Raw genomic sequence first — 18,942 nt, 5'->3', positions numbered from 1 at the left:
CGACCGCTCCGGCCGACAGCGACCGCTCGGATCCATGGCACCGCGGCCGCCGCAAGGTGGCCGCGGTCCGCTGTCGGTTAGGAGTCGAAGCCCAGCCCGACCTTGTCCAGGGTGCGCAACCACAGGTTACGGCGGCCCTCGTTGCGGTCGGCCCGCGCGATCGACCAACGGGTCAGCTGGATCACCCCGGTCCGCACCGGCTCGGGCGGGAACGGCAGCGGCTTGCTGCGCACCACCTTCAGCGCGGTGAGCTCGGTCCGCTCGCCGCCGAGCAGGTCCAGCATCACCTTGGCGCCGAACCGGGTCGCCCCGACACCGAGGCCGGTGTAGCCGGCCGCGTACGCCAGCCGCCCGCGGTATGCGGTGCCGAAGAATCCGCTGAACCGGCTGCAGGCGTCGATCACCCCGCCCCACTTGTGGGTGAAGCCGAGCCCCTCGAGCTGCGGGAAGGTGTCGGCGAAATGCGCGGCCAGCACCTCGAACGTCGCCTCCCGCTGATCCTGCTCGGGGAGGATCCGGCCGCCGTTGTAGTACACCGCGTCGTAGCCGCCCCAGAGAATCCGGTTGTCCGAGGTGAGCCGGTAGTAGTGGAACTGGTTGCCGGCGTCGCCGATCCCCTGCCGGTTGCGCCAACCGATCGCGTCGAGCTGGGCGCCGGTCAGCGGCTCGGTCATCAGCGCGTAGTCGTAGACCGGGACCACGTAGTGCCGCAGCCGCTTGAGCAGTCCACCGTGCGCACCGGTGGCCAGCGCCACCTTGCCCGCGTCCAGCCGGCCACGGAAGCTGTGCAGCCGCAGCGCCGCCCGGGTCGCCGTGATCCTCTCGACCGGCGTGTTCTCGTAGAAGCGGACGCCCTGTTGCTGGCACGCGCGACGCAGGCCCCAGACGAGTCGGGCCGGGTCGACCATCGCGCAGCCGCTGCGGTCCCACAGGCCGCCCAGGTACGTCGGGGAGTCGACCTCGGCGCGTACCTCGTCGCGGTCGAGAAGTCGCACGTCGAGACCGCGAGCGGTCTCCTCGGCGTGCGCGGCGACGAGGTCGCGCCAGTGCCAGTCGGCGGTCGCGACGTTCATCTCGCCGGTGCGGGCGAAGTCGCAGTCGATCCGGTACCGGCGGACCGTCTCCTCGATCTCGTCGAGGTTGGCCCGGCCGAGCCGTTCCAGCTGGTCCATCTCGTCCGGGAAACGGCTCAGGCCGTTGTCGAAGCCGTGGGTGATCGAGGCGGAGCAGAACCCACCGTTGCGGCCGGAGGCCGCCCAGCCGGCCGTGCCGGCCTCGATCACCACGACGTCGAGGTGCGGGTCGCGCTCCTTGGCCAGCAGCGCGGTCCAGAGTCCGCTGTAGCCGGCGCCGACTACGGCCAGGTCGGCCGAGTCGACGCCGTCGAGCGGGTCGGCGGGGGCCGGAGCCCCCGCCTGGGTCAGCCAGTAGGGCTCAGGAATCGCATCGGAGAGCGAGGGCACGCGTTATCAATCCCGTTTACCTTGTCGCGAGCGGATGGTGGAGACGACGGCGAACAGCACACCCACCCCGAAGATCAGCGTTCCCCAGACGTTCACCTGGGGCGGAATGCCGACCCGGGTGGCGCCCCAGATGAACAGGGGGAAGGTCTCCGTGGTGCCCGCCGTGAAGTTGGTGACGATGAAGTCGTCGATGGACAGGGCGAAGGCGAGCAGCATGCCGGAGAACACGGCCGGCAGGATGATCGGAAAGGTGACCTTCCAGAACGTGACCCACGGGGTCGCGCCCAGGTCGGCGGCGGCCTCCTCGACGGAGCGGTCCAGGGTCATCACCCGGGCCCGGACCACGATCGCGACGAACGAGATCGAGAACATCACGTGCGCGATCGTGACCGTGACCGCACCCAGGCCGAGGTTGAGCGAGACGAAGAGCGACAGCAGCGACGAGCCCATCACCAGTTCCGGCGAGGCGATGGCGGCGAACATGACCAGGTTCATCGCACCCGAGCCGCGGAACGAGTAACGGCCCAGCGCGTAACCGATGCCGGTGCCGAGCGCCCCCGAGATGACCGTGCTCGCGGCGGCGACGAGCAGCGAGGCGACCAGGGCCTTGGTCAGGTCGTCGAGCTCGAACAGCCGCCCGTACCACTTGAGTGAGAAGCCGTTCCAGGTCTGGTTGTACCGGCCCTTCGTGTCATTGAAGCCGAACATGATCATCACGAGGATCGGCAGGGCCAGCCACGCGATGATCAGCCAGGTGTACGTGCGCAGCAGGCCACCGCCGGTGAGCCGACGACGCGGCTTGGCGGCCGGCGCGGGTTCGGCCGGCGTGGGCTGCTCGAGGGTCGGTGCCGTCATCGCGCCGCCACCTTCATGACGTCTTCGGTGCCCAACGCCCGCGCGTAGGCGAAGACGCCGATGAGCAGCACCGCCATCAGCGTGAACGAGAGCGCCGAAGCCGTCGGCAGGTCGGAGGTCTGCAGGAAGCGTGCCTGGATGACCTGTCCGATCATCGTGGTCTCCGAGCTGCCCAGCACCGCCGAGTTGACGTAGTCGGAACTGGCCGGCACGAACACCATCAGGACGCCGGCGAAGACGCCCGGCAGCGCCAGCGGCAGGATCACCTTGCGGAACGAGGTGGCCGGGCTCGCGTACAGGTCCCGCGCCGCCTCGATCACCCGCGGGTCGATCCGCTCCAGCGCCACGTACACCGGCAGCACCATGAACGGCAGGAAGTTGTACGCCAGGCCGGCGATCACGGCGAAGGATGTGCCGAGGATGTGGAACTCCGCCGGCAGTAGCCCCATCTCCTTGAGCGGCTGCAGCAGCGGTCCCTCGTCGGTGAGGATCTGCCGCCACGAGATGGTGCGCAGCACGAAGGACACGAAGAACGGCAACAGGATCAGGAAGAGGTAGGTGGACTTGCGCTTGCCGCCGTAGAACGCGATCCAGTACGCCACCGGGAAGGACAGCACGATCAGCACGACCGTCGCGATGACGCCGTAGACCAACGACCGGACGAGCTGCGTCTGGTAATTCGACAGGGCGTCGCTGTAGTTCTGCCAGTGGCCGGTGAACCGGTAGCCGCTGACGATGTCGCCCTCCTGCAGCGACAGCGACAGCATCGTCACCATCGGGACGGCGAAGAAGATCAGCAGCCACAGTCCGCCGGGTAACACCAACAGATAGGGAGCTATCTGGCGTTTCATGCGGTTCATCCCAGCACGATCGGTTCGAAGGTCTTCTGGAACTCGTTCTGCTTGGCCACGGCGTCGAAGGCGACGTAGTAGTGCAGCTTGGCGTAGTCCTCGGCGGCCGGGAACACCAGCTTGCTGGACGCGACGGCCTCCATGGCCGCGCGGTCCTCGCCGGTGAGCTTCGCGGCGTCCTTCGTGATCTGCTCCTGAGCGGCCGGCACCGGGCACACGAAGTTGATGTACTCGGCGAGCGTGGCGGCCACGTCGACCTGGTAGAAGAAGTCGATCAGCATCATCGCGTCGACCGGGGCGGTCGCGGTGATCGGGATGGCGAAGTTGTCCGTCCAGATCGTGCCGCCCTCCTCCGGGATCACGAACTCGAAGTTCGTGCCGTCGGAGACGTTCTTCTGGAAGATGTCTCCGGACCACGCCTGCGTGATCCACACCTCGCCCTTGCCGAGCGCGTCCACGTAACTCTGGTCGTAGTAGTTGCGGACAATGCCGTCGCTCTTCTGCTTCTTCAGATGCTCGGCGGCCTTCTTCCAGTCGTCCGCGGTCGACGTGGCCGGGTCGATGCCGAGCGCCATGAGCCCGAAGTTGGCCAGCTCCTGGGTGTCGGAGAACATGCCGACCTTGCCCTTGTACGCCGGGTCCCACAGGTCGGCCAGCTTGGTGATCGGCTTCTTGACCTTGGCGGGGTCGTATGCGATGCCGGTGATCCCGGAGGTCCACGGCACGCTGTAGACGTTGCCCGGATCGAACGCCTCCTTGGCGTAGGCCGGAGCGGCGTTCTTCCTGTAGTTGGTCAGCTTCGTGTGGTCCAGCGGAGCCAGGAAGCCGGAGTCACGGAACTGGGTGAACTGGATGCTGTTGGTGATGACCATCAGGTCGAAGCCGATCGACTGACCGGCCGACAGCTGCGGCTGCACCTTGGCGAACCAGGGACCCATCTCCTGGATGACCTCCTGGTAGCTCACCGCGATACCGGTCTCCTTGGTGAACCTCGCCAGCTCGGGACGCTTCGGGTCCATGTAGAGCGGCCAGTTGGCGAAGCTCAACTTTCCGGTCTTCGTCTTGCCGGCCCAGAACTTGGCCGCGGCGTCCGGCGCCACACTGGCGGCCGGTTTGCCGGTCCCCCGCACACCACAGGCGGCGAGGGCGAGCCCCATCGCCGAGAGACCGGAGAGCCGAAGAGCGTCACGGCGGCCCAGCCGACGCTGGGTCAGACCGCGGATCAGGGACGGGTCGGGGAGATTCGACGCGGACATTCAGACTCCGATCGGGTACGAGTGCCGGGGGGCCCAAGTCAGGAAGACGCGATCGCCGCGCTCTGCGAGATCCTCGGCGTTCGAGGCGTTCTGGTCGAAGACCGTGAAATCCGCACCGGTCGCGGTGGACACGGTGTAGTTGGTGGAGGTCCCGTGGTAGACCACCTCGCTCACCACACCGGAGAGCACACTGCCGCCGGTCGCGGACACCGGCGGCACCTCGCGGTGCAGATCGATCTTCTCGGGACGGATCGACACCTCGAGTCGGTCGCCGGGCCGCACCGTACCGGCGACCGGCACCACGACCCGGTCCTGGGGGCTATAGGTGAGCAGGGCCAGCCCGTCCTCGACCCGGTCGACGTTCCCGTCCACCAGGTTGGAGGTCCCGATGAAGCCGGCGACGAAGCGGGTCGCGGGGCGCTCGTAGATCTCCCGCGGCGAGCCGAGCTGTTCGATGACGCCCGCGTTCATCACGGCGATCCGATCCGACATGGTCAGCGCCTCGCCCTGGTCGTGCGTCACGTAGACGAACGTGATGCCGACCTCGCGCTGGATCCGCTTGAGCTCGACCTGCATCTGTTCGCGCAGCTTGAGGTCGAGCGCGCCCAGCGGCTCGTCAAGCAGCAGCGCCCGCGGCCGGTTGACCAGCGCCCGGGCCAGTGCGACGCGCTGCTGCTGGCCGCCGGACATCTCCCTGGGAGCGCGTTTGTCCATGCCGGTCAGCGAGACGATGTCGAGGATCTCGCCGACCCGCCGGCGGATCTCGTCCTTGCCGACCTTGCGGCGCTCCAGTCCGAAGGCCACGTTCTGGTATGTGTTCAGGTGCGGGAAGAGGGCATAGGACTGGAAGACCATATTGACGTCACGCTTGTTCGGCGAAACGTCGGTGACGTCGCGTCCGGCCAGGAACACCTTGCCGCCGGTCGGGTCCTCGAAGCCGGCGATCATCCGCATCGTCGTGGTCTTGCCGCAGCCGGACGGCCCGAGCAGGGAGAAGAACTCCCCCTGCCCGATCGCGAGATCCAACGGCTTGACGGCCGGCACGACGTCGCCGTGCGAAAGATAGTCCTTGTGGACGCCGACGAACTCGATCGCCGGCGTGCCGTCGGCCCGGCCGCTCGGTGGCCGGTCGTGCAAGACGCTGTGCGGGCGGGTGCTCATCTCGTACCTCTTCGCGCGGGGGACGTAGGGCGGAGGCCGGGGTCCGGTCAGCCCAGGTGACTCATCACGTGCTTGATCCGGGTGTATTCCTCGAACCCGTACATCGACAGGTCCTTGCCGTAGCCGGAGTGACCGAAGCCGCCGTGCGGCATCTCGGAGACGAACGGCAGATGGGTGTTGATCCAGACGGCGCCGAAGTCGAGCCGCCGCGACATCCGCATCGCGCGGCCGTGGTTCTGGGTCCAGACGCTGGCGCTCAGGCCGAAGCGGACGTCGTTGGCCCACCGGACGGCGTCGTCCTCGTCGTCGAACTGCTGCACCGTGATGACCGGACCGAACACCTCGTCCTGGATCATCTCGTCGCGCTGGTGCAACCCGGCCACGACGGTCGGCTCCAGGAAGTAGCCGCGGTCGCCGATCCGCTGGCCGCCGGCGACGATCCGGGCGTGGTCCGGAGTCCGGTCCAGGAACCCGCGCACCCGATCGAGCTGGCCGGCATTGTTGACCGGGCCGAAGTACGCCTCGGTGTCGTCCGGCCCGCCCACCTTGGTGGCGGCGGCCGCGGCGGCGAGCGCGTCGGTGAAGTCGGCGGCGATCCGGCCGTGCACCAGGACCCGGGTGGCCGCCGTGCAGTCCTGGCCGGCGTTGAAGTAGCCGGCGCCGGCGATCGCCTCGGCGACCGCGGCGACGTCCACGTCGTCGAAGACGACGACCGGCGCCTTGCCGCCGAGCTCGAGGTGGGCCCGCTTCAGGTCGGCCGCCGCGGCGACGGCGACCTCCATGCCGGCCCGGGTCGAGCCGGTGATCGAGACCAATTGCGGCGCCGGGTGCTCGACCAGCGACCGGCCCGTGTTCCGGTTGCCGCAGACCACGTTCAGCACGCCGGGCGGCAGGAACTCCGCGGCAATCTCGGCCAGCAGCAGGGTGCTCGTCGGGGTGGTGTCGGAGGGCTTGAGCACGACGGAGTTGCCGGCCGCGATGGCCGGCGCGAACTTCCAGACCGCCATAACCATGGGGTAGTTCCACGGGGTGATCTGGGCGCACACGCCGATCGGCTCCCGCCGGACGTAGGAGGTGTGGTCGCGTAGGTACTCGCCCGCCGACTTGCCTTCCAGGTTGCGGGCCGCGCCGGCGAAGAAGCGCAGCTCGTCCAGCAGCGGCCCCATCTCCTCCTGCCTGGTCGCCTCGACCGGCTTGCCGGTGTTGCGGCATTCGACGGCGACGATCTCGTCGGCCCGCGCCTCCACGGCGTCGGCGATGCGGAGCAGGGCGCGTTGCCGCTCCGCCGGGGTGGCGTCGCGCCAGGTCTCGAAACCGGCTGCGGCCGCCGTCATCGCCGCGTCCACGTCCTGAGCCGAGGACACCGGGGCAAGGGCGTAGCCGTCGCCGGTGCTCGGGTCGATCACGGACGAGGTCACGCCGTCCACGGCGTCGGTGTACGTCCCACCGACGAAGTTGCGCAGAACCGGCAGCGCGGTACTCACGAAATGAGACCTCCCCTTCGCGGGCTTGTGACAGCCCCCACACGACGACGTGCAGGGACCCTGACACATGCAAAGGACCGAGGACAAGGGAATCCGAGGGAATTTCCCAGACCGAAACGGAATCAGGCGTCACTCATCCTCACAGCTACGTAATCCGGAGTCAGCCGCGGTAGAACCGGTCCGCCTCGGTGAGCGCCCGGTGACGTGGGTGAGCGGCCAGAGACCCCGCTCCTCGCAGGCCGCGGCCCCCTCGTTCATCGGCCCCGCGGCTCTCGGGTGGCGCGGCACCTTGACCAGCTCGATCGCCCAGAAGACGCCCAGACCGCGCACGTCGCCCACGCTCGGGTGCCGAGCCGCCAGCTCGGCCAGGCCGGGCGCGATCACGTCCCGATGAATGGCTGCCTCTCCACCGCACATCCGCCTTTCGGCCCGCCTAGATCGGCCAGCTGGGCGCTCGGCTGGCGGGTTGTAGCGTCGGACGCATCACGTTGCGGTTCGGGTGCGTCTTCCTCATGTGAGCACCCACGGTGCCGATATCGGGAGAATGCACAGTCGGCCGGCGGGGATGCTCGGGTGGACCAGGTCGTGGTTCACCGTCCTGGCCATAACGGCATGCCTGACAGCGGCCTCGGCCGTCTCTGCCACAGCGACGCAGCCCGGATCGTGGGGCGTCCGACTGGCGACGCGCCACTACAAAGTTGCTCAGGCGCTGGATATCACGTCCGGAGCCGCGCGGCGACACCATTGGACCAAGCAGATTGCCCCGTCCACCGGGCCAGGCGGCCTCGGACAAAAGCACGTAGACCTTTGGGCGCGTCTGGAAGCAATCTCGGCAAACGAGCGTGACCAGGTGGCTGTTCTTACTCTCGCATCATCTGGCGTAAGGACTCTCGGTCGAGCTGCTGGTGCACGACAGCGAGCAAATCTCCCCCGGTAGATGGCTGCAACAGCGACCCGAGCCGCGGCAATGCCGCGACCCGGGTGTGGGCTGGAGCATCAAACCGCGGCGGCTACCGAGCTTCGGGCGGGGTTCCACACACCGAGCAGTCGCAGCTTGTCGAGCATGGCGGCGGCGGTGAACGGCTTGGCGAGGTATTCGTCGGCGCCGGCCGCCTTGGCGCTGTCGATGTGACTCTGCGCGGTTTCGCTGGTGACCATCATGATGGCGATGTCGTTCCACTGCGGCCAGGCCCGGATCGCGGCGACGAGTTCTACGCCGTTGAGTCGGGGCATGTTCGAGTCGCACAGGATCGCGTCCGGTCGCTGGGCCATGCCACTCAGCATCTCCAGGGCGGCGGCTCCGTCGCTGGCCTCGACGACCTCGCACCCGGCTGAGGTCAAGGTGCGTCGGATGAGCGTCCGCATGACCCTGGAATCGTCGACGACGAGAACCAGCACGATCTTCACCTCGTTGGTGCGGTGCGGCGCTGCTCGCCGCTGCGTTTGAAAGTATCGGCGGCGTCGAGGAGCTGACAGCGAGTCCGCAGGGTGCAATCGGGGAGCGGGCCAGATCCACCAACAACGATCGAGGTCGCAGGAGCGGCGTCCTTCCTGACCCCTCGATGACCGGTGGAGGCACTTACGCGCCGTGACGGCGGCGCGCGTCGGGAGAGTGATTGCCCAACGCAGCTGACCGTGCTCGTCGCTGCAGATCCGGATGTCCGGTTCTCGCAGCGCCCAAAGCGGCGCGCTTCAATGGCGGCGATCGGTCATTGCGCACTTCTGTGAGGTGTGGTGTCAGCGGGCATCCGGGCGATCACGTCGTCCCAGATGCCTTCGGGCCAGTCGTGGCCTACACCGGGGTACTCCACGAACTGCGCGCCGGGGATCTGGGCGGCCAGGTCACGGCCTGCGCTCGGCTTGAGCATCGGATCGTCGGCGCCCGAGACGACCAGGGTTGGCGCGGTGATGCCGGACAGCGGTGGCAGCTTCACGGCTCGGCCGGCGGCCAGGTGCCGTTGGGTGGTGCGCGGATCGCGTGGCGCGCGGGTGTGGCTGAGCGTCGCTGCTTCCCGGACCCACTGTTCGGGGAACGGGTAGCCGGGCGAGGCCTGCGCCCGGTAGATCGCGACCAGGTTGTCGATCTCCTGCTCGGGTGTGGTCGCCTTCGGTAGCTTGCGGAATTCGCGGAAGATGCCGAACTTGATGTAGCGCAGGGTCTGCAGAACTCCCGCGGTGGCCGGGCTGCTCATGCAGAGCGTGAGCCCGCGCACTCGTTTGGGGTGCAGCAGCGCCATGGCCTGCGCGATCGCCGACGTGCCGCCGAGCACGTGCGCGTCGGACCAGCCGAGCGCGTCCATCACCGCGAGCCCGTCGGCGGCCATGTCGGCGATCGTGTAGAGGGGACGAGTCCGGCCGAGCAGCGCCCGCCACGGGCTGCCGTCCGCCCGCTGCGGATAGTGCGTGGACAGTCCGGTGTCCCGGTTGTCGTAGCGGGCCACCTGGTAGCCCGCCTCGACCAGACGCTCGCAGAACGCGTCGGGCCACCAGACCATCTGATAGTCCAACCCCAGGACCAGCAGCAACGGCTCACCAGCCGCACCGAAGGTCTCGTACGCGATCCTGGCGTCACCGTTCACGGCGTACTCGATGCCCATGCCTGCCTCCCCACGTTTTTTAATGCGATCGCATGATAACGCTCGCCAGGTATCGATGGCAATGCGTTCGCATGAGATAGGTTCGGTGGGTGCCGAAGCAGGTCGATCACGAACAACGCCGCCGCCTCCTGACCGAAGCGGTCTTCGCCGTCATCAGCACGCAAGGGTTCGAGGCGGTGAGCCTGCGCGACGTCGCCCAGCAAGCCGGCTTCTCGATGGGCACCGTGCAGCATTACTTCCCCACCAAGCAGCAGATGCTGTCGTTCGCGCTGTCCCACATGCGCGAACGCGTACTGGCCCGGCTCCAGGCCACCGTTGCCGCACTGCCGGAGCCCACCCGCCGCGATCTCATCCGTGCCGCTACCGCGGTGATGCTCCCGGTCGACCCGGCCGGCCGCGAAGAGGCGTGCGTGAACATCGCGTTCTTCTCCGCCGCGACCGTCACACCGGCATATGCCGAGCAGCTTCGCGACGGATACGGACGCATCCTCACGGTGTCGATCGCCAACTTCCGCGAGGCGTCTCGACTGGGCGAACTGCGCGACGGAATCGATCCCGACGTGGAGGCACCCGGGCTCTACTTCCTCACCCAGGGTTTGGTCGGGCCGATTCTCGTCGGCCTGTACACCCCGGACCAGGCACTAGCCCTCGTCGATGCCCAGCTTGACCGAGTGTTTCGACCGATATCACCGTGAACGGATCATGAACGGAATCCGCTACCCGACTCCGTTCGAAGCCGCGGAGACATGCCCAGGATCGGACATCCATTCATCGGCATGTGCGGAAGACCGGCTATTGCCTCTGCCCGGAACAGATCTCGATCACCGGATCACTGCCGGTCGTCACGTGCCGTAGCCCCCAGGCCCGGGGGCGATGCCGCTTTGGGTGGGGCCAGAGCTCGTTCGGGCTCAAGCGGTAGTCGATCAGCAAGGTAGGGCCGAGTTTTTGTTGGTGCCGCGTGGCAAGCTCGTGTCCGTGATCGATGATTTCGCGAAGGACTACCTGCACCGCCAGCTCAAGCTGACCCGTGAGGCGCTGGTCTGGAAGCTCGACGGTCTGTCCGAGTACGACATCCGGCGTCCCCTGACGGCGACGGGAACCAATCTCCTCGGCCTGGTGAAGCACATGGCGACCTGTGAGGCATGGTATTTCGGTGAGGTCTTCGGTCGCCCGTCCCCGGAGCCGCTGGGGCGATGGCAGGACGCGGACGGCAGCGACCTGTGGGTGACCCCGGACGAGACACGAGAACAGGTCATCGACTTCTACCGGCGCGCCTGGGCGCATGCGGACTCGACCATCGAAGAGCTTCCCGTCGACGCGCCTGGCCACGTGCCTTGGTGGTCGCGGCCCGACATCAAGCTGTTCAACATCATGATCCACATCCTTCAGGAGAGCACCCGGCATGCCGGCCACGCCGACATCCTGCGTGAGCAGCTCGACGGCCGGACCGGGGTGATGGTTGAGTACGAGGAGGCGATCGACACAGCGGCCCGCGTGACATACCGGGCGAAGATCGAGCGGGCTGCGCAGGCAGCGGTCGGCGGCGCGGGCCATGCCGGTCCATCTGCCCCACACGGCGCAGTCGAGACTACGCCTTGATCAGCCCTATCTCGCGGCCGTCGTGTTCGATCTCTAGCCCACGGACGGTGGACTCTCGATCGGGTTGTCCAAGGGGCTGTTCGTTGAGTACCTGGGAGAAACGAGCACCGATGATCTAGTGGTCGGCATCGACTACCCACCGAATATCTGCGATCGCCTCTGGCATGGGCATCCGGGGATCATCTGGGAGCCGACGATGCAGCATGTGCAGGTCACGTGGGCGGGCTTGGAAGAAGCCGCTGTGAGTTTCGGAGTGGGCCACAGTTGCGACGACCACGGCTTCTACGGGTCCTTGGGCGTTATTACACCTGCAGATTATGAGAAGCGGCGGCTTCGCGTCCTGGCAGGAGAGCCTCCCTTGGGCTGACGGTCAGAGCCTGCCTGAAGCCCGGGGATCAATCGAGGGGCGGTTGGTCAGGAAGCCAACAAGACTCGCTTACGCAGAAGGTCGAAGCCCGCGCGGCCGTACATCTGTAGTACGACGCCACCGGGCGCCCGAGGTCCTGCGCCGATCCGATCATCAAGCGGATCGTCGTTACTACGCGCGGGCCGCCATCGTGGACAGCAATTCGTACGCGGCGTGCGACGCGGCGATGCCGGTGATCTCGGCGTGGTCGTACGCGGGTGCTACCTCGACTATGTCGGCGCCGACGAGGTTGAGCGTGGCGAACGACCGGAGGATGGCGAGCAGTTCGCGGCTGAGCAAGCCGCCGGACTCCGGGGTGCCGGTGCCGGGGGCGAACGCCGGGTCGAGGACGTCGATGTCGACCGAGACGTAGACCGGCCGGTCCTCCACGCGTGCGGCGATGCGCTCGATGACGCCGCGGGTGCCGAGGTCGTCCATCTCGCGGGCGTGCACGATCTGGAATCCGAGCTCGACGTCGTCGGTCAGGTCCTTCGACGAGTACAGCGGGCCGCGGATGCCGACGTGCATGCAGCCGGACTGGTCGAGTAGACCCTCTTCGGACGCGCGGCGGAACGGGGTGCCGTGGGTGTACGGCTCGCCGAAATAGGTGTCCCAGGTGTCGAGGTGCGCGTCGAAGTGCACCACAGCGACCGGGCCGTGTTTCGCCGCCATGGCGCGTAGCAGCGGCAACGCGATCGTGTGGTCGCCGCCGATGGTCAGCAGTCGGCGGGACCGCTCGAGCAGATGGCGTGCACCCCTTTCGATGTCGGTGACGGCATCGGTGATCGAGAACGGGTTGACCGCGATGTCGCCGGCGTCGGCGACCTGCTGGCGGCCGAACGGCTCGATGTCGAGCGCCGGATTGTACGGGCGCAGCAGCCGCGAGGATTCCCGCACGTGGGCCGGGCCGAAGCGGGCACCGGGCCGGTAGCTGACGCCGGTGTCGAACGGCACCCCGACGACCGCCACGTCCACGTCGGACACCTCGTCGATGCGCGGAAGGCGGGCGAATGTCGCGGGCCCGGCGAAGCGGGGCAGGACGCTGGCGTCGATGGGGCCGATGTTGGTCCCTGAGACGACGCGGGGCTGGCTGTTGCCGGAGGCGACGCCGGGGTGATTGTCAGTCATACATTTTCCTCGGTGCGATATATGGGCGCGTAGAGCTCCGGCCGCCGGTCGGCGTGCACGTCGTTGCGTTCGCTGAGGCGTTTGTCCCGCGCCGTGTCCAGGTCGAGGTCGGCCAACACGGTCGTCGCCCGGCCGAGCGCGAGCCCGCCGATCGGCCAGCCGTCCGGGTCGACGAGGACCGTCCCACCGACCCAGTCGACGCCGCGCTCCTCGCCGATCCGGTCGGCGACCGCGACGAACATGCGGTTGGTGGCCGCCACCGCCTGGACCCGGACGACCTCGCTCGGGCGCTCACCGTCCGGTCGGGGCAGGTCGGGCCAGTTCACCGGCGCGCAGAGCAGCTGCGCTCCGCGCAGCGCGGGCAGCCGGATCCACTCGGCGAACTCCAGGTCGTAGCAGATTACCGCCGCGATCTGCCCGTACGCGGTGTCGACGACCGGCGGTGCGGCGTCGCCCGGGACGAAGACGAGCTTCTCGCGGTCCCACAGGTGCACCTTGCGGTACAGCGCCCGCACGCCTGTGGCATCCACCACGACGGCCGAGTTGCGCAGCCGCCCGTCGGGGTCCCGTTCGCAGAACCCTCCCACGAGGACCAGGTCGAGCCGGCGGGCGAGGTCGATCCAGCCGCTGACGGTCGGCCCGTCGACGGGCTCCGCCATCGACATGGCCTCCGCGGCGTCGGCGAACACGTAGCCGCTGTTGGCCAACTCCGGCACCACGACGATGCGTGCGCCGGCTTCCGCGGCGGCCGCTACGGCGCGCCGCACACGCCCGCGGTTGCCGGGGACGTCGCCGATGGTGAGGTGAACCTGGCAGCAGGCCACCCGTACGGGCGCCATCGGGTCACGCGACCGGGTCGACGGAGTGACGGTGTCCCTGCTGGTCCAGCGAGCGCCAGACCTCTTCGTTCCGGGCCCGCGAGGCGTTGTGGAATGCAAAGCTCGCGACGTGGCGGTCGGCGTCGTGCGAGCCGAACGCCGACACGGGTTCCCGGTCCAGCACCTCGTCGCGTGGATCCACGATTACCTCCGACTGATGTACTTGCTCCGGCGCACGTGATGTTGCCATATGTGCAACCCTAGTTGCAAGGAAGTAAACCCGCTGCAAACGGAAGGGTCAAACGGTGAAACCGGTCCCGGTCTCCCCCAGTAACGACAGGCTCCGGATCGGGGCGCGACTTCGCGCCGCGCGCCAGCGGCAAGGGCTGACCATTAATCAGGTGGCCGCCAGCGCCGAGGTGACCAAGGGGTTCATCAGCCGGATAGAGCGTGACGAGACGTCCCCGAGCGTCGCCACGCTCGTAACGCTCTGCGAGGTGCTTTCCCTGCCGATCGGGACGCTGTTCGAATCGCCGCGCACCGACGTCGTGCGCAAGGACGACGCGCCGAACATCCAGCTCGCCGGCGCCGGCGCCGACGAGCGCCTGCTGACCCCGCGCGGGCAGGCTCGGCTCCAGCTGATCCGGTCGGTGATCGATCCCGGTGGCACGGGCGGCCCGGAGCTGTACACCCTCAACTGCGAACTTGAGGTGCTCCACGTCCTCGAGGGAACTATCGACGTCGTGTTCAGCAGCGGGACGGAGCGGCTCGGTCCCGGAGACACGCTGACCTTCTCCGGGCGGGAGCCGCACAGCTGGATGAACCCCGACGGGCACCACGGCGCGGAGGTGCTCTGGGTGATCGCTCCCGCCCCGTGGGACACCTCGGCCTGACCGGATAGGGCGTCAGGCCGATCGCCCCTCCTCCACTCGGTTGACTGCGAGGCGACGGGTGTTGACTCATAGGCAAACTCAGTTCAGCATTGGGCAACTCATCCAGGGGTCCTCGCATACCCCGCTGTAAGGGAGTGGTCCGTTGACAATGGATTCCCCGGCGCCGGCCGCCGCGCCACTCATCGAAGTCCGCTCCATCGACTGGGTACCCGACGAGGAGCGCCACGGCCGCCTCTGGCACCAGGCACCCCTGTGGTTCCTGGGCAACTTCCAGTACTTCACGATCCCGATCGGCTTCATCGGTCCGTCCATGGGCCTGTCGCTCGGCTGGACCGTCCTCGCCGGCGTGCTCGGCATCGTCATCGGCACCATCTTCATGGCGTTCCACGCCTCCCAGGGGCCGACGCTGGGCCTCCCGCAGATGATCCAGTCGCGCGCCCAGTTCGGATACCGTGGCGTGATCCTCCCGCTGTTCGCCACCCTGTTCACGTACGTGGCGTTCAACGTGGCCGACCAGGTGCTGCTCGGCGACGGGCTGCACAGCGCATTCGGCTGGAATGCCAACCTGGTCGGCATCGCCGCCGCACTCGGCGCTGCCGCGCTGGCGATCTTCGGCCACGACTGGGTGCACAAAGCGTTCCGCGCCCTGCTGTACGTCTCGCTGCCACTGATGATCATCGTGACGATCGGCGTGATCACCGGACACGGCGGCGGCGGCCCCAGCGACACCCACTACGGGTTCGGCTGGGTGGCCTTCATGGCACAGCTGTCCGCCTCGGCGGCCTACAACATCACCTACGCGCCCTACGTCTCGGACTACTCCCGGTACCTGCCGGCGTCGACGAAGCCGGGCGGCGTCATCGCGTCCGTCTTCTTCGGCGCGGCCGGCTCGGCGGTCTGGCTCATCGCGCTCGGCGCATGGCTGGCCATCCGGCTCGGTGCCACCGACGGACTGGCCGGGCTGCAGACGGCCGGCAACAACGTCATCCCGCACCTGGGTCAGGCGGTGGCGCTCCTGTCCGCGCTCGCGCTCGTCGCGACGATGGGCATGAACGCGTACGGCGGGATGCTCACCGTCCTCACCGCGGTGGACTCGGTCCGATCGATCAAGCCGACGCGCACCGCCCGGGTCGTCACGATCCTGATCCTCACCGTCGTCTGGTTCGGCATCGCGAAGTTGATCTCGGCCGGCTCGGTCAGCACCGTGTTCACCGCGCTGACGCTGATGCTGTACCTGCTGGTGCCGTGGACGGCGTGCAACCTGATGGACTTCTTCGTCGTCCGCCGGGGGCACTACGCGATCACCGACCTGTTCAGGCCGCACGGCATCTACGGCGCGTGGGGCTGGCGCGGGCTGACCGCGTACGCCATCGGCTTCGTCGTCGAGCTCCCCTTCATGGTCCTTCCTCAGCTCGGCAGTTTCAGCTTCACCGGTGTGCTCGCCAAGCAGATGGGCGGCGTCGACATCGCCTGGCTGGTCGGCCTGGTCGTCACCGGCGTCACCTACTGGCTGCTCAGCCGCTCGCTCGACCTCGCCACCGAGCAGCGGGCCGAAGCCGCCAGCGACCGCGAGCTGGGCACCGCACACGTCGGGCAGACCGCGTGAGCATGACCCCCCGGATCGAACACGTCATGGAGACTGAAGTGAGTACCGTTCCTCAGCAGCGCCTACTGCGCACCGAGATCCCTGGCCCACTGTCGCGGGAACTGCACGCTCGCAAGGCCGCCGCCGTCTCGTCCGGCGTCGGCACGACCCTTCCGGTCTACATCGAGCGCGCCGGCGGCGGCATCCTCGTCGACGTCGACGGTAACCAGCTCATCGACTTCGGCTCCGGTATCGCCGTGACGTCGGTCGGCAACGCCGCGCCGCGGGTGGTCGAGGCGGTGCGGGCGCAGGTCGCCGACTTCACGCACACCTGCTTCATGGTCACACCGTACGAGGAGTACCTGGCGGTCTGTGAGGCCCTCAACGAGGTGACCCCGGGCGACCACGAGAAGCGCTCGGCGCTGTTCAACTCGGGCGCCGAGGCGGTCGAGAACGCGATCAAGGTCGCGCGGCACGCGACCGGCCGGAGCGCTGTCGTCGTCTTCGACCACGCCTACCACGGTCGCACCAACCTGACCATGGCGCTGACCGCCAAGTCGATGCCGTACAAGCACGGCTTCGGGCCGTTCGCCGGTGATATCTACCGGGTACCGATGGCGTACGCGTACCGCTGGCCCACGGGTGCGGACAACTGTGCCGAGGAGGCGTTCGCGACCTTCGTGGAGCAGGTGCACACCCAGGTGGGCGAGTCCCACGTGGCGGCCGTACTGGTGGAGCCGATCCAGGGCGAGGGTGGCTTCATCGTCCCGGCGCCGGGCTTCCTGCGGAGAGTGGCCGACTGGTGCCGCGAGCACGGCATCGTGCTCATCGCCGACGAGATCCAGAGCGGCTTCTGCCGCACCGGCGACTGGTTCGCCTCGGAGCACGAGGGCATCGTCCCCGACCTGATCACCACCGCGAAGGGCATCGCGGGCGGGCTGCCGCTGGCCGCGGTCACCGGCAGGGCCGAGCTGATGGACGCCGTCCACGGTGGCGGGCTGGGCGGCACGTACGGCGGCAACCCGGTGGCGTGCGCGGCCGCGCTCGCCACGATCGAGACGATGCGCGCCGACGACCTGGCCGGTGCGGCCAAGCGGATCGAGTCCATCATGGTGCCGCGCCTGCGGCAGCTGGCAGCCAAGTACGACGTCATCGGCGACGTACGCGGCCGCGGTGCGATGATCGCGGTCGAACTGGTGGCCGGCGGCGGCCTCAAGGAGCCCAACGCCGCGCTCGCCGCCGCGCTCTCGGCCGCCTGCCACCAGGAAGGCCTGGTAACGCTCACCGCCGGCACGTACGCCAACGTACTGCGCTTCCTGCCGCCGCTGGTCATCGGCGAGGACCTGCTGAACGAGGGGCTCGACATCATCGAGGGCGTACTGGGGAGGCTCGCGTGACGGCGACGGTTCCCGCCGGCACCCCGACCGACCAGTTCGTCGGTGGTGCCTGGATCACGGCCGAGCAGGGCGACTTCGCCGTGCTGAACCCGTCGACCGGCGAGGAGATCGCGCGGGTGCCACGCGCCGGCCAGGGCGACGTCGCCCGGGCGGTCGAGGCCGCCTCGGCAGCGCTGCCCGGGTGGGCCGCCACCGCGCCGCGGGAGCGGGCCGAAGTGCTGCGCCGCACGTTCGAGCTGATGATCGAACGTCGCGAAGAGCTCGCGTACCTGATGTCGCTGGAGATGGGCAAGTCGCTGTCGGACGCCCGGGGCGAGGTCACCTACGCGGCGGAGTTCTTCCGCTGGTTCTCCGAAGAGGCCGTCCGCATCGGCGGTGAGCTGCGCACCGCGCCGTCCGGCGCCAACCGCATCCTCACGTTCAAAAAGCCGGTCGGCGTGGCGCTGCTGCTGACGCCGTGGAACTTCCCCGCCGCGATGGCCACCCGCAAGATCGCCCCGGCCCTGGCCGCCGGCTGTACGGTGCTGCTCAAGCCGGCCGAGGACACCCCGCTCACCGCGCTGCTGCTCGGGAAGCTGCTGGCCGAGGCCGGAGTCCCGGACGGCGTCGTCAACGTGCTGACCACCGACCGACCCGGCGAACTGGTGGAGTGGGCACTCGCCGACTCGCGGGTACGGAAGCTGTCGTTCACCGGCTCGACCGGCGTAGGGCGCGTCCTGCTCAAGCAGACGGCCAACCGGATCGTCAACTCCTCGATGGAACTGGGCGGCAACGCGCCGTTCATCGTGCTCGACGACGCCGACCTCGACGCGGCGGTCGAGGGGGCGATGCTCGCCAAGATGCGGAACGGCGGGCAGGCCTGCACCGCGGCGAACCGGTTCTTCGTCCACCACCGCGTCGCCGCGGACTTCGCCGACCGCCTGGCGCGGGCGATGGGCGCGCTGCGGATGGGACCCGGCACCGACGAGCGGACCCAGCTGGGCCCGATGGTCAACGCCAAGCAGGTGAACGGCATCGCCCGAAAGGTCGAGGAGTCCGTCGCGGCCGGCGCGAAGGTGCGCCTCGGCGGCATCCGCCACGACGGGCCGGGCTTCTTCTACCCGGCCACCGTGCTCACCGACGTGCCGCCGGACGCCCCGGCCGGCAAGGACGAAATCTTCGGCCCGGTCGCGCCGATCATCACGGTCGCCGACGAGGACGACGCTCTACGCCTGGCCAACAACACCGACATGGGGCTTTCCGGGTACGTGTACACCGGTGACCTCGCCCGGGGCCTTCGGCTCAGCGAGCGGCTCGAGGTCGGGATGGTCGGCCTCAACCGCGGACTGGTCTCCGATCCGGCCGCCCCGTTCGGCGGCGTGAAGGAGTCCGGCCTCGGCCGGGAGGGCGGCTACGAGGGCATCGAGGAGTACCTCGAGACCACGTACGTCGCCACGCAGTGGTGAGCGA

At 68.5% G+C, this 18,942-nt stretch carries 17 protein-coding genes and 1 pseudogene; 6 read left to right on the top strand and 12 right to left on the bottom strand.

Going from position 1 to position 18,942, the window contains the following annotated elements; genetic code table 11:
• Positions 1-77 precede the first annotated feature (77 nt).
• The 9 genes and pseudogenes from AB0M36_RS16555 to AB0M36_RS16515 form a co-directional block, all read right to left on the bottom strand.
• The gene (locus tag AB0M36_RS16555) at positions 78-1,463 is read right to left on the bottom strand and encodes an FAD-dependent oxidoreductase (RefSeq protein ID WP_364157889.1); all 1,386 of its coding nucleotides are present in this window, start codon (positions 1,461-1,463) and stop codon (positions 78-80) included.
• Positions 1,464-1,469: 6 nt separating this feature from the next.
• Entirely contained in the window at positions 1,470-2,318 is an 849-nt protein-coding gene (locus AB0M36_RS16550; protein WP_364157886.1) for an ABC transporter permease, read from the bottom strand.
• Entirely contained in the window at positions 2,315-3,178 is an 864-nt protein-coding gene (locus tag AB0M36_RS16545; RefSeq protein ID WP_364157883.1) for an ABC transporter permease, read from the bottom strand. Before AB0M36_RS16545 ends, AB0M36_RS16550 begins: the two co-directional genes overlap by 4 nt.
• Positions 3,175-4,425, bottom strand: a complete 1,251-nt coding sequence (locus AB0M36_RS16540) for a spermidine/putrescine ABC transporter substrate-binding protein (protein ID WP_364157880.1) — start codon at positions 4,423-4,425, stop codon at positions 3,175-3,177. Before AB0M36_RS16540 ends, AB0M36_RS16545 begins: the two co-directional genes overlap by 4 nt.
• Positions 4,426-5,586: an ABC transporter ATP-binding protein gene (locus tag AB0M36_RS16535; protein ID WP_364157877.1), complete on the bottom strand. Its 1,161-nt coding sequence runs from the start codon at positions 5,584-5,586 to the stop codon at positions 4,426-4,428.
• A 47-nt stretch (positions 5,587-5,633) separates the two neighbouring features.
• The gene (locus tag AB0M36_RS16530) at positions 5,634-7,058 is read right to left on the bottom strand and encodes a gamma-aminobutyraldehyde dehydrogenase (RefSeq protein ID WP_364158776.1); all 1,425 of its coding nucleotides are present in this window, start codon (positions 7,056-7,058) and stop codon (positions 5,634-5,636) included.
• A gap of 216 nt (positions 7,059-7,274) precedes the next feature.
• Positions 7,275-7,457: pseudogene (locus AB0M36_RS16525) on the bottom strand (aspartate aminotransferase family protein); the annotation flags it as partial.
• 609 nt (positions 7,458-8,066) lie between these two features.
• A complete protein-coding gene (locus tag AB0M36_RS16520) occupies positions 8,067-8,468 on the bottom strand; it encodes a response regulator (RefSeq protein WP_364157875.1) in 402 nt (133 codons plus the stop codon).
• Between the two features lie 311 nt (positions 8,469-8,779).
• Complete coding sequence (locus AB0M36_RS16515; RefSeq protein ID WP_364157873.1) at positions 8,780-9,667, bottom strand: alpha/beta fold hydrolase; 888 nt, start codon at positions 9,665-9,667, stop codon at positions 8,780-8,782.
• Between the two features lie 89 nt (positions 9,668-9,756).
• On the opposite strand from AB0M36_RS16515, the gene AB0M36_RS16510 reads away from it, so the two are divergent.
• Both AB0M36_RS16510 and AB0M36_RS16505 read left to right on the top strand, forming a co-directional pair.
• Positions 9,757-10,362: a TetR/AcrR family transcriptional regulator gene (locus AB0M36_RS16510; protein ID WP_364157870.1), complete on the top strand. Its 606-nt coding sequence runs from the start codon at positions 9,757-9,759 to the stop codon at positions 10,360-10,362.
• Positions 10,363-10,642: 280 nt separating this feature from the next.
• Complete coding sequence (locus AB0M36_RS16505) at positions 10,643-11,266, top strand: DinB family protein (RefSeq protein WP_364158773.1); 624 nt, start codon at positions 10,643-10,645, stop codon at positions 11,264-11,266.
• A gap of 538 nt (positions 11,267-11,804) precedes the next feature.
• Here AB0M36_RS16505 and speB read toward each other — a convergent pair.
• Genes speB through AB0M36_RS16490 form a run of 3 tightly spaced genes read right to left on the bottom strand, consistent with a single transcriptional unit; the run spans position 11,805 to position 13,820 of the window.
• Complete coding sequence (gene speB, locus AB0M36_RS16500; protein WP_364157867.1) at positions 11,805-12,800, bottom strand: agmatinase; 996 nt, start codon at positions 12,798-12,800, stop codon at positions 11,805-11,807.
• Complete coding sequence (locus AB0M36_RS16495) at positions 12,797-13,639, bottom strand: nitrilase-related carbon-nitrogen hydrolase (protein ID WP_364157865.1); 843 nt, start codon at positions 13,637-13,639, stop codon at positions 12,797-12,799. The genes speB and AB0M36_RS16495 overlap by 4 nt, the downstream gene beginning before the upstream one ends.
• A gap of 4 nt (positions 13,640-13,643) precedes the next feature.
• Positions 13,644-13,820 carry a hypothetical protein gene (locus AB0M36_RS16490; RefSeq protein WP_364157863.1) on the bottom strand — a complete coding sequence of 59 codons (177 nt, stop codon included), beginning with the start codon at positions 13,818-13,820 and terminating at the stop codon, positions 13,644-13,646.
• Positions 13,821-13,923: 103 nt separating this feature from the next.
• Between AB0M36_RS16490 and AB0M36_RS16485 the strand changes: the two genes are divergently transcribed.
• The 4 genes from AB0M36_RS16485 (at position 13,924) to AB0M36_RS16470 (ending at position 18,938) form a co-directional block, all read left to right on the top strand.
• Complete coding sequence (locus tag AB0M36_RS16485) at positions 13,924-14,511, top strand: helix-turn-helix domain-containing protein (RefSeq protein WP_364157861.1); 588 nt, start codon at positions 13,924-13,926, stop codon at positions 14,509-14,511.
• A gap of 148 nt (positions 14,512-14,659) precedes the next feature.
• Positions 14,660-16,117 (top strand): cytosine permease, encoded by a 1,458-nt coding sequence (locus tag AB0M36_RS16480; protein WP_364158770.1) that lies wholly within the window; start codon positions 14,660-14,662, stop codon positions 16,115-16,117.
• 38 nt (positions 16,118-16,155) lie between these two features.
• A complete protein-coding gene (gene gabT, locus AB0M36_RS16475; protein ID WP_364157859.1) occupies positions 16,156-17,493 on the top strand; it encodes a 4-aminobutyrate--2-oxoglutarate transaminase in 1,338 nt (445 codons plus the stop codon).
• Positions 17,490-18,938 carry an NAD-dependent succinate-semialdehyde dehydrogenase gene (locus AB0M36_RS16470; RefSeq protein WP_364157856.1) on the top strand — a complete coding sequence of 483 codons (1,449 nt, stop codon included), beginning with the start codon at positions 17,490-17,492 and terminating at the stop codon, positions 18,936-18,938. The genes gabT and AB0M36_RS16470 overlap by 4 nt, the downstream gene beginning before the upstream one ends.
• Positions 18,939-18,942: the final 4 nt, after the last annotated feature.

The organism is Actinoplanes sp. NPDC051346 (assembly GCF_040682215.1).
Taxonomy (GTDB): domain Bacteria; phylum Actinomycetota; class Actinomycetes; order Mycobacteriales; family Micromonosporaceae; genus Actinoplanes.
Note: the sequence above shows the minus strand (reverse complement) of the source record. Positions and strands in the feature narration are given on the sequence as shown.

Coding starts and splice junctions, on each gene's coding strand:
- AB0M36_RS16550 (WP_364157886.1), bottom strand. CDS start 2,318: ATGACGGCACCGACCCTCGAGCAGCCCACGCCGGCCGAACCCGCGCCG.
- AB0M36_RS16545 (WP_364157883.1), bottom strand. CDS start 3,178: ATGAACCGCATGAAACGCCAGATAGCTCCCTATCTGTTGGTGTTACCC.
- AB0M36_RS16540 (WP_364157880.1), bottom strand. CDS start 4,425: ATGTCCGCGTCGAATCTCCCCGACCCGTCCCTGATCCGCGGTCTGACC.
- AB0M36_RS16535 (WP_364157877.1), bottom strand. CDS start 5,586: ATGAGCACCCGCCCGCACAGCGTCTTGCACGACCGGCCACCGAGCGGC.
- AB0M36_RS16515 (WP_364157873.1), bottom strand. CDS start 9,667: ATGGGCATCGAGTACGCCGTGAACGGTGACGCCAGGATCGCGTACGAG.
- speB (WP_364157867.1), bottom strand. CDS start 12,800: ATGACTGACAATCACCCCGGCGTCGCCTCCGGCAACAGCCAGCCCCGC.
- AB0M36_RS16495 (WP_364157865.1), bottom strand. CDS start 13,639: ATGGCGCCCGTACGGGTGGCCTGCTGCCAGGTTCACCTCACCATCGGC.
- AB0M36_RS16480 (WP_364158770.1), top strand. CDS start 14,660: ATGGATTCCCCGGCGCCGGCCGCCGCGCCACTCATCGAAGTCCGCTCC.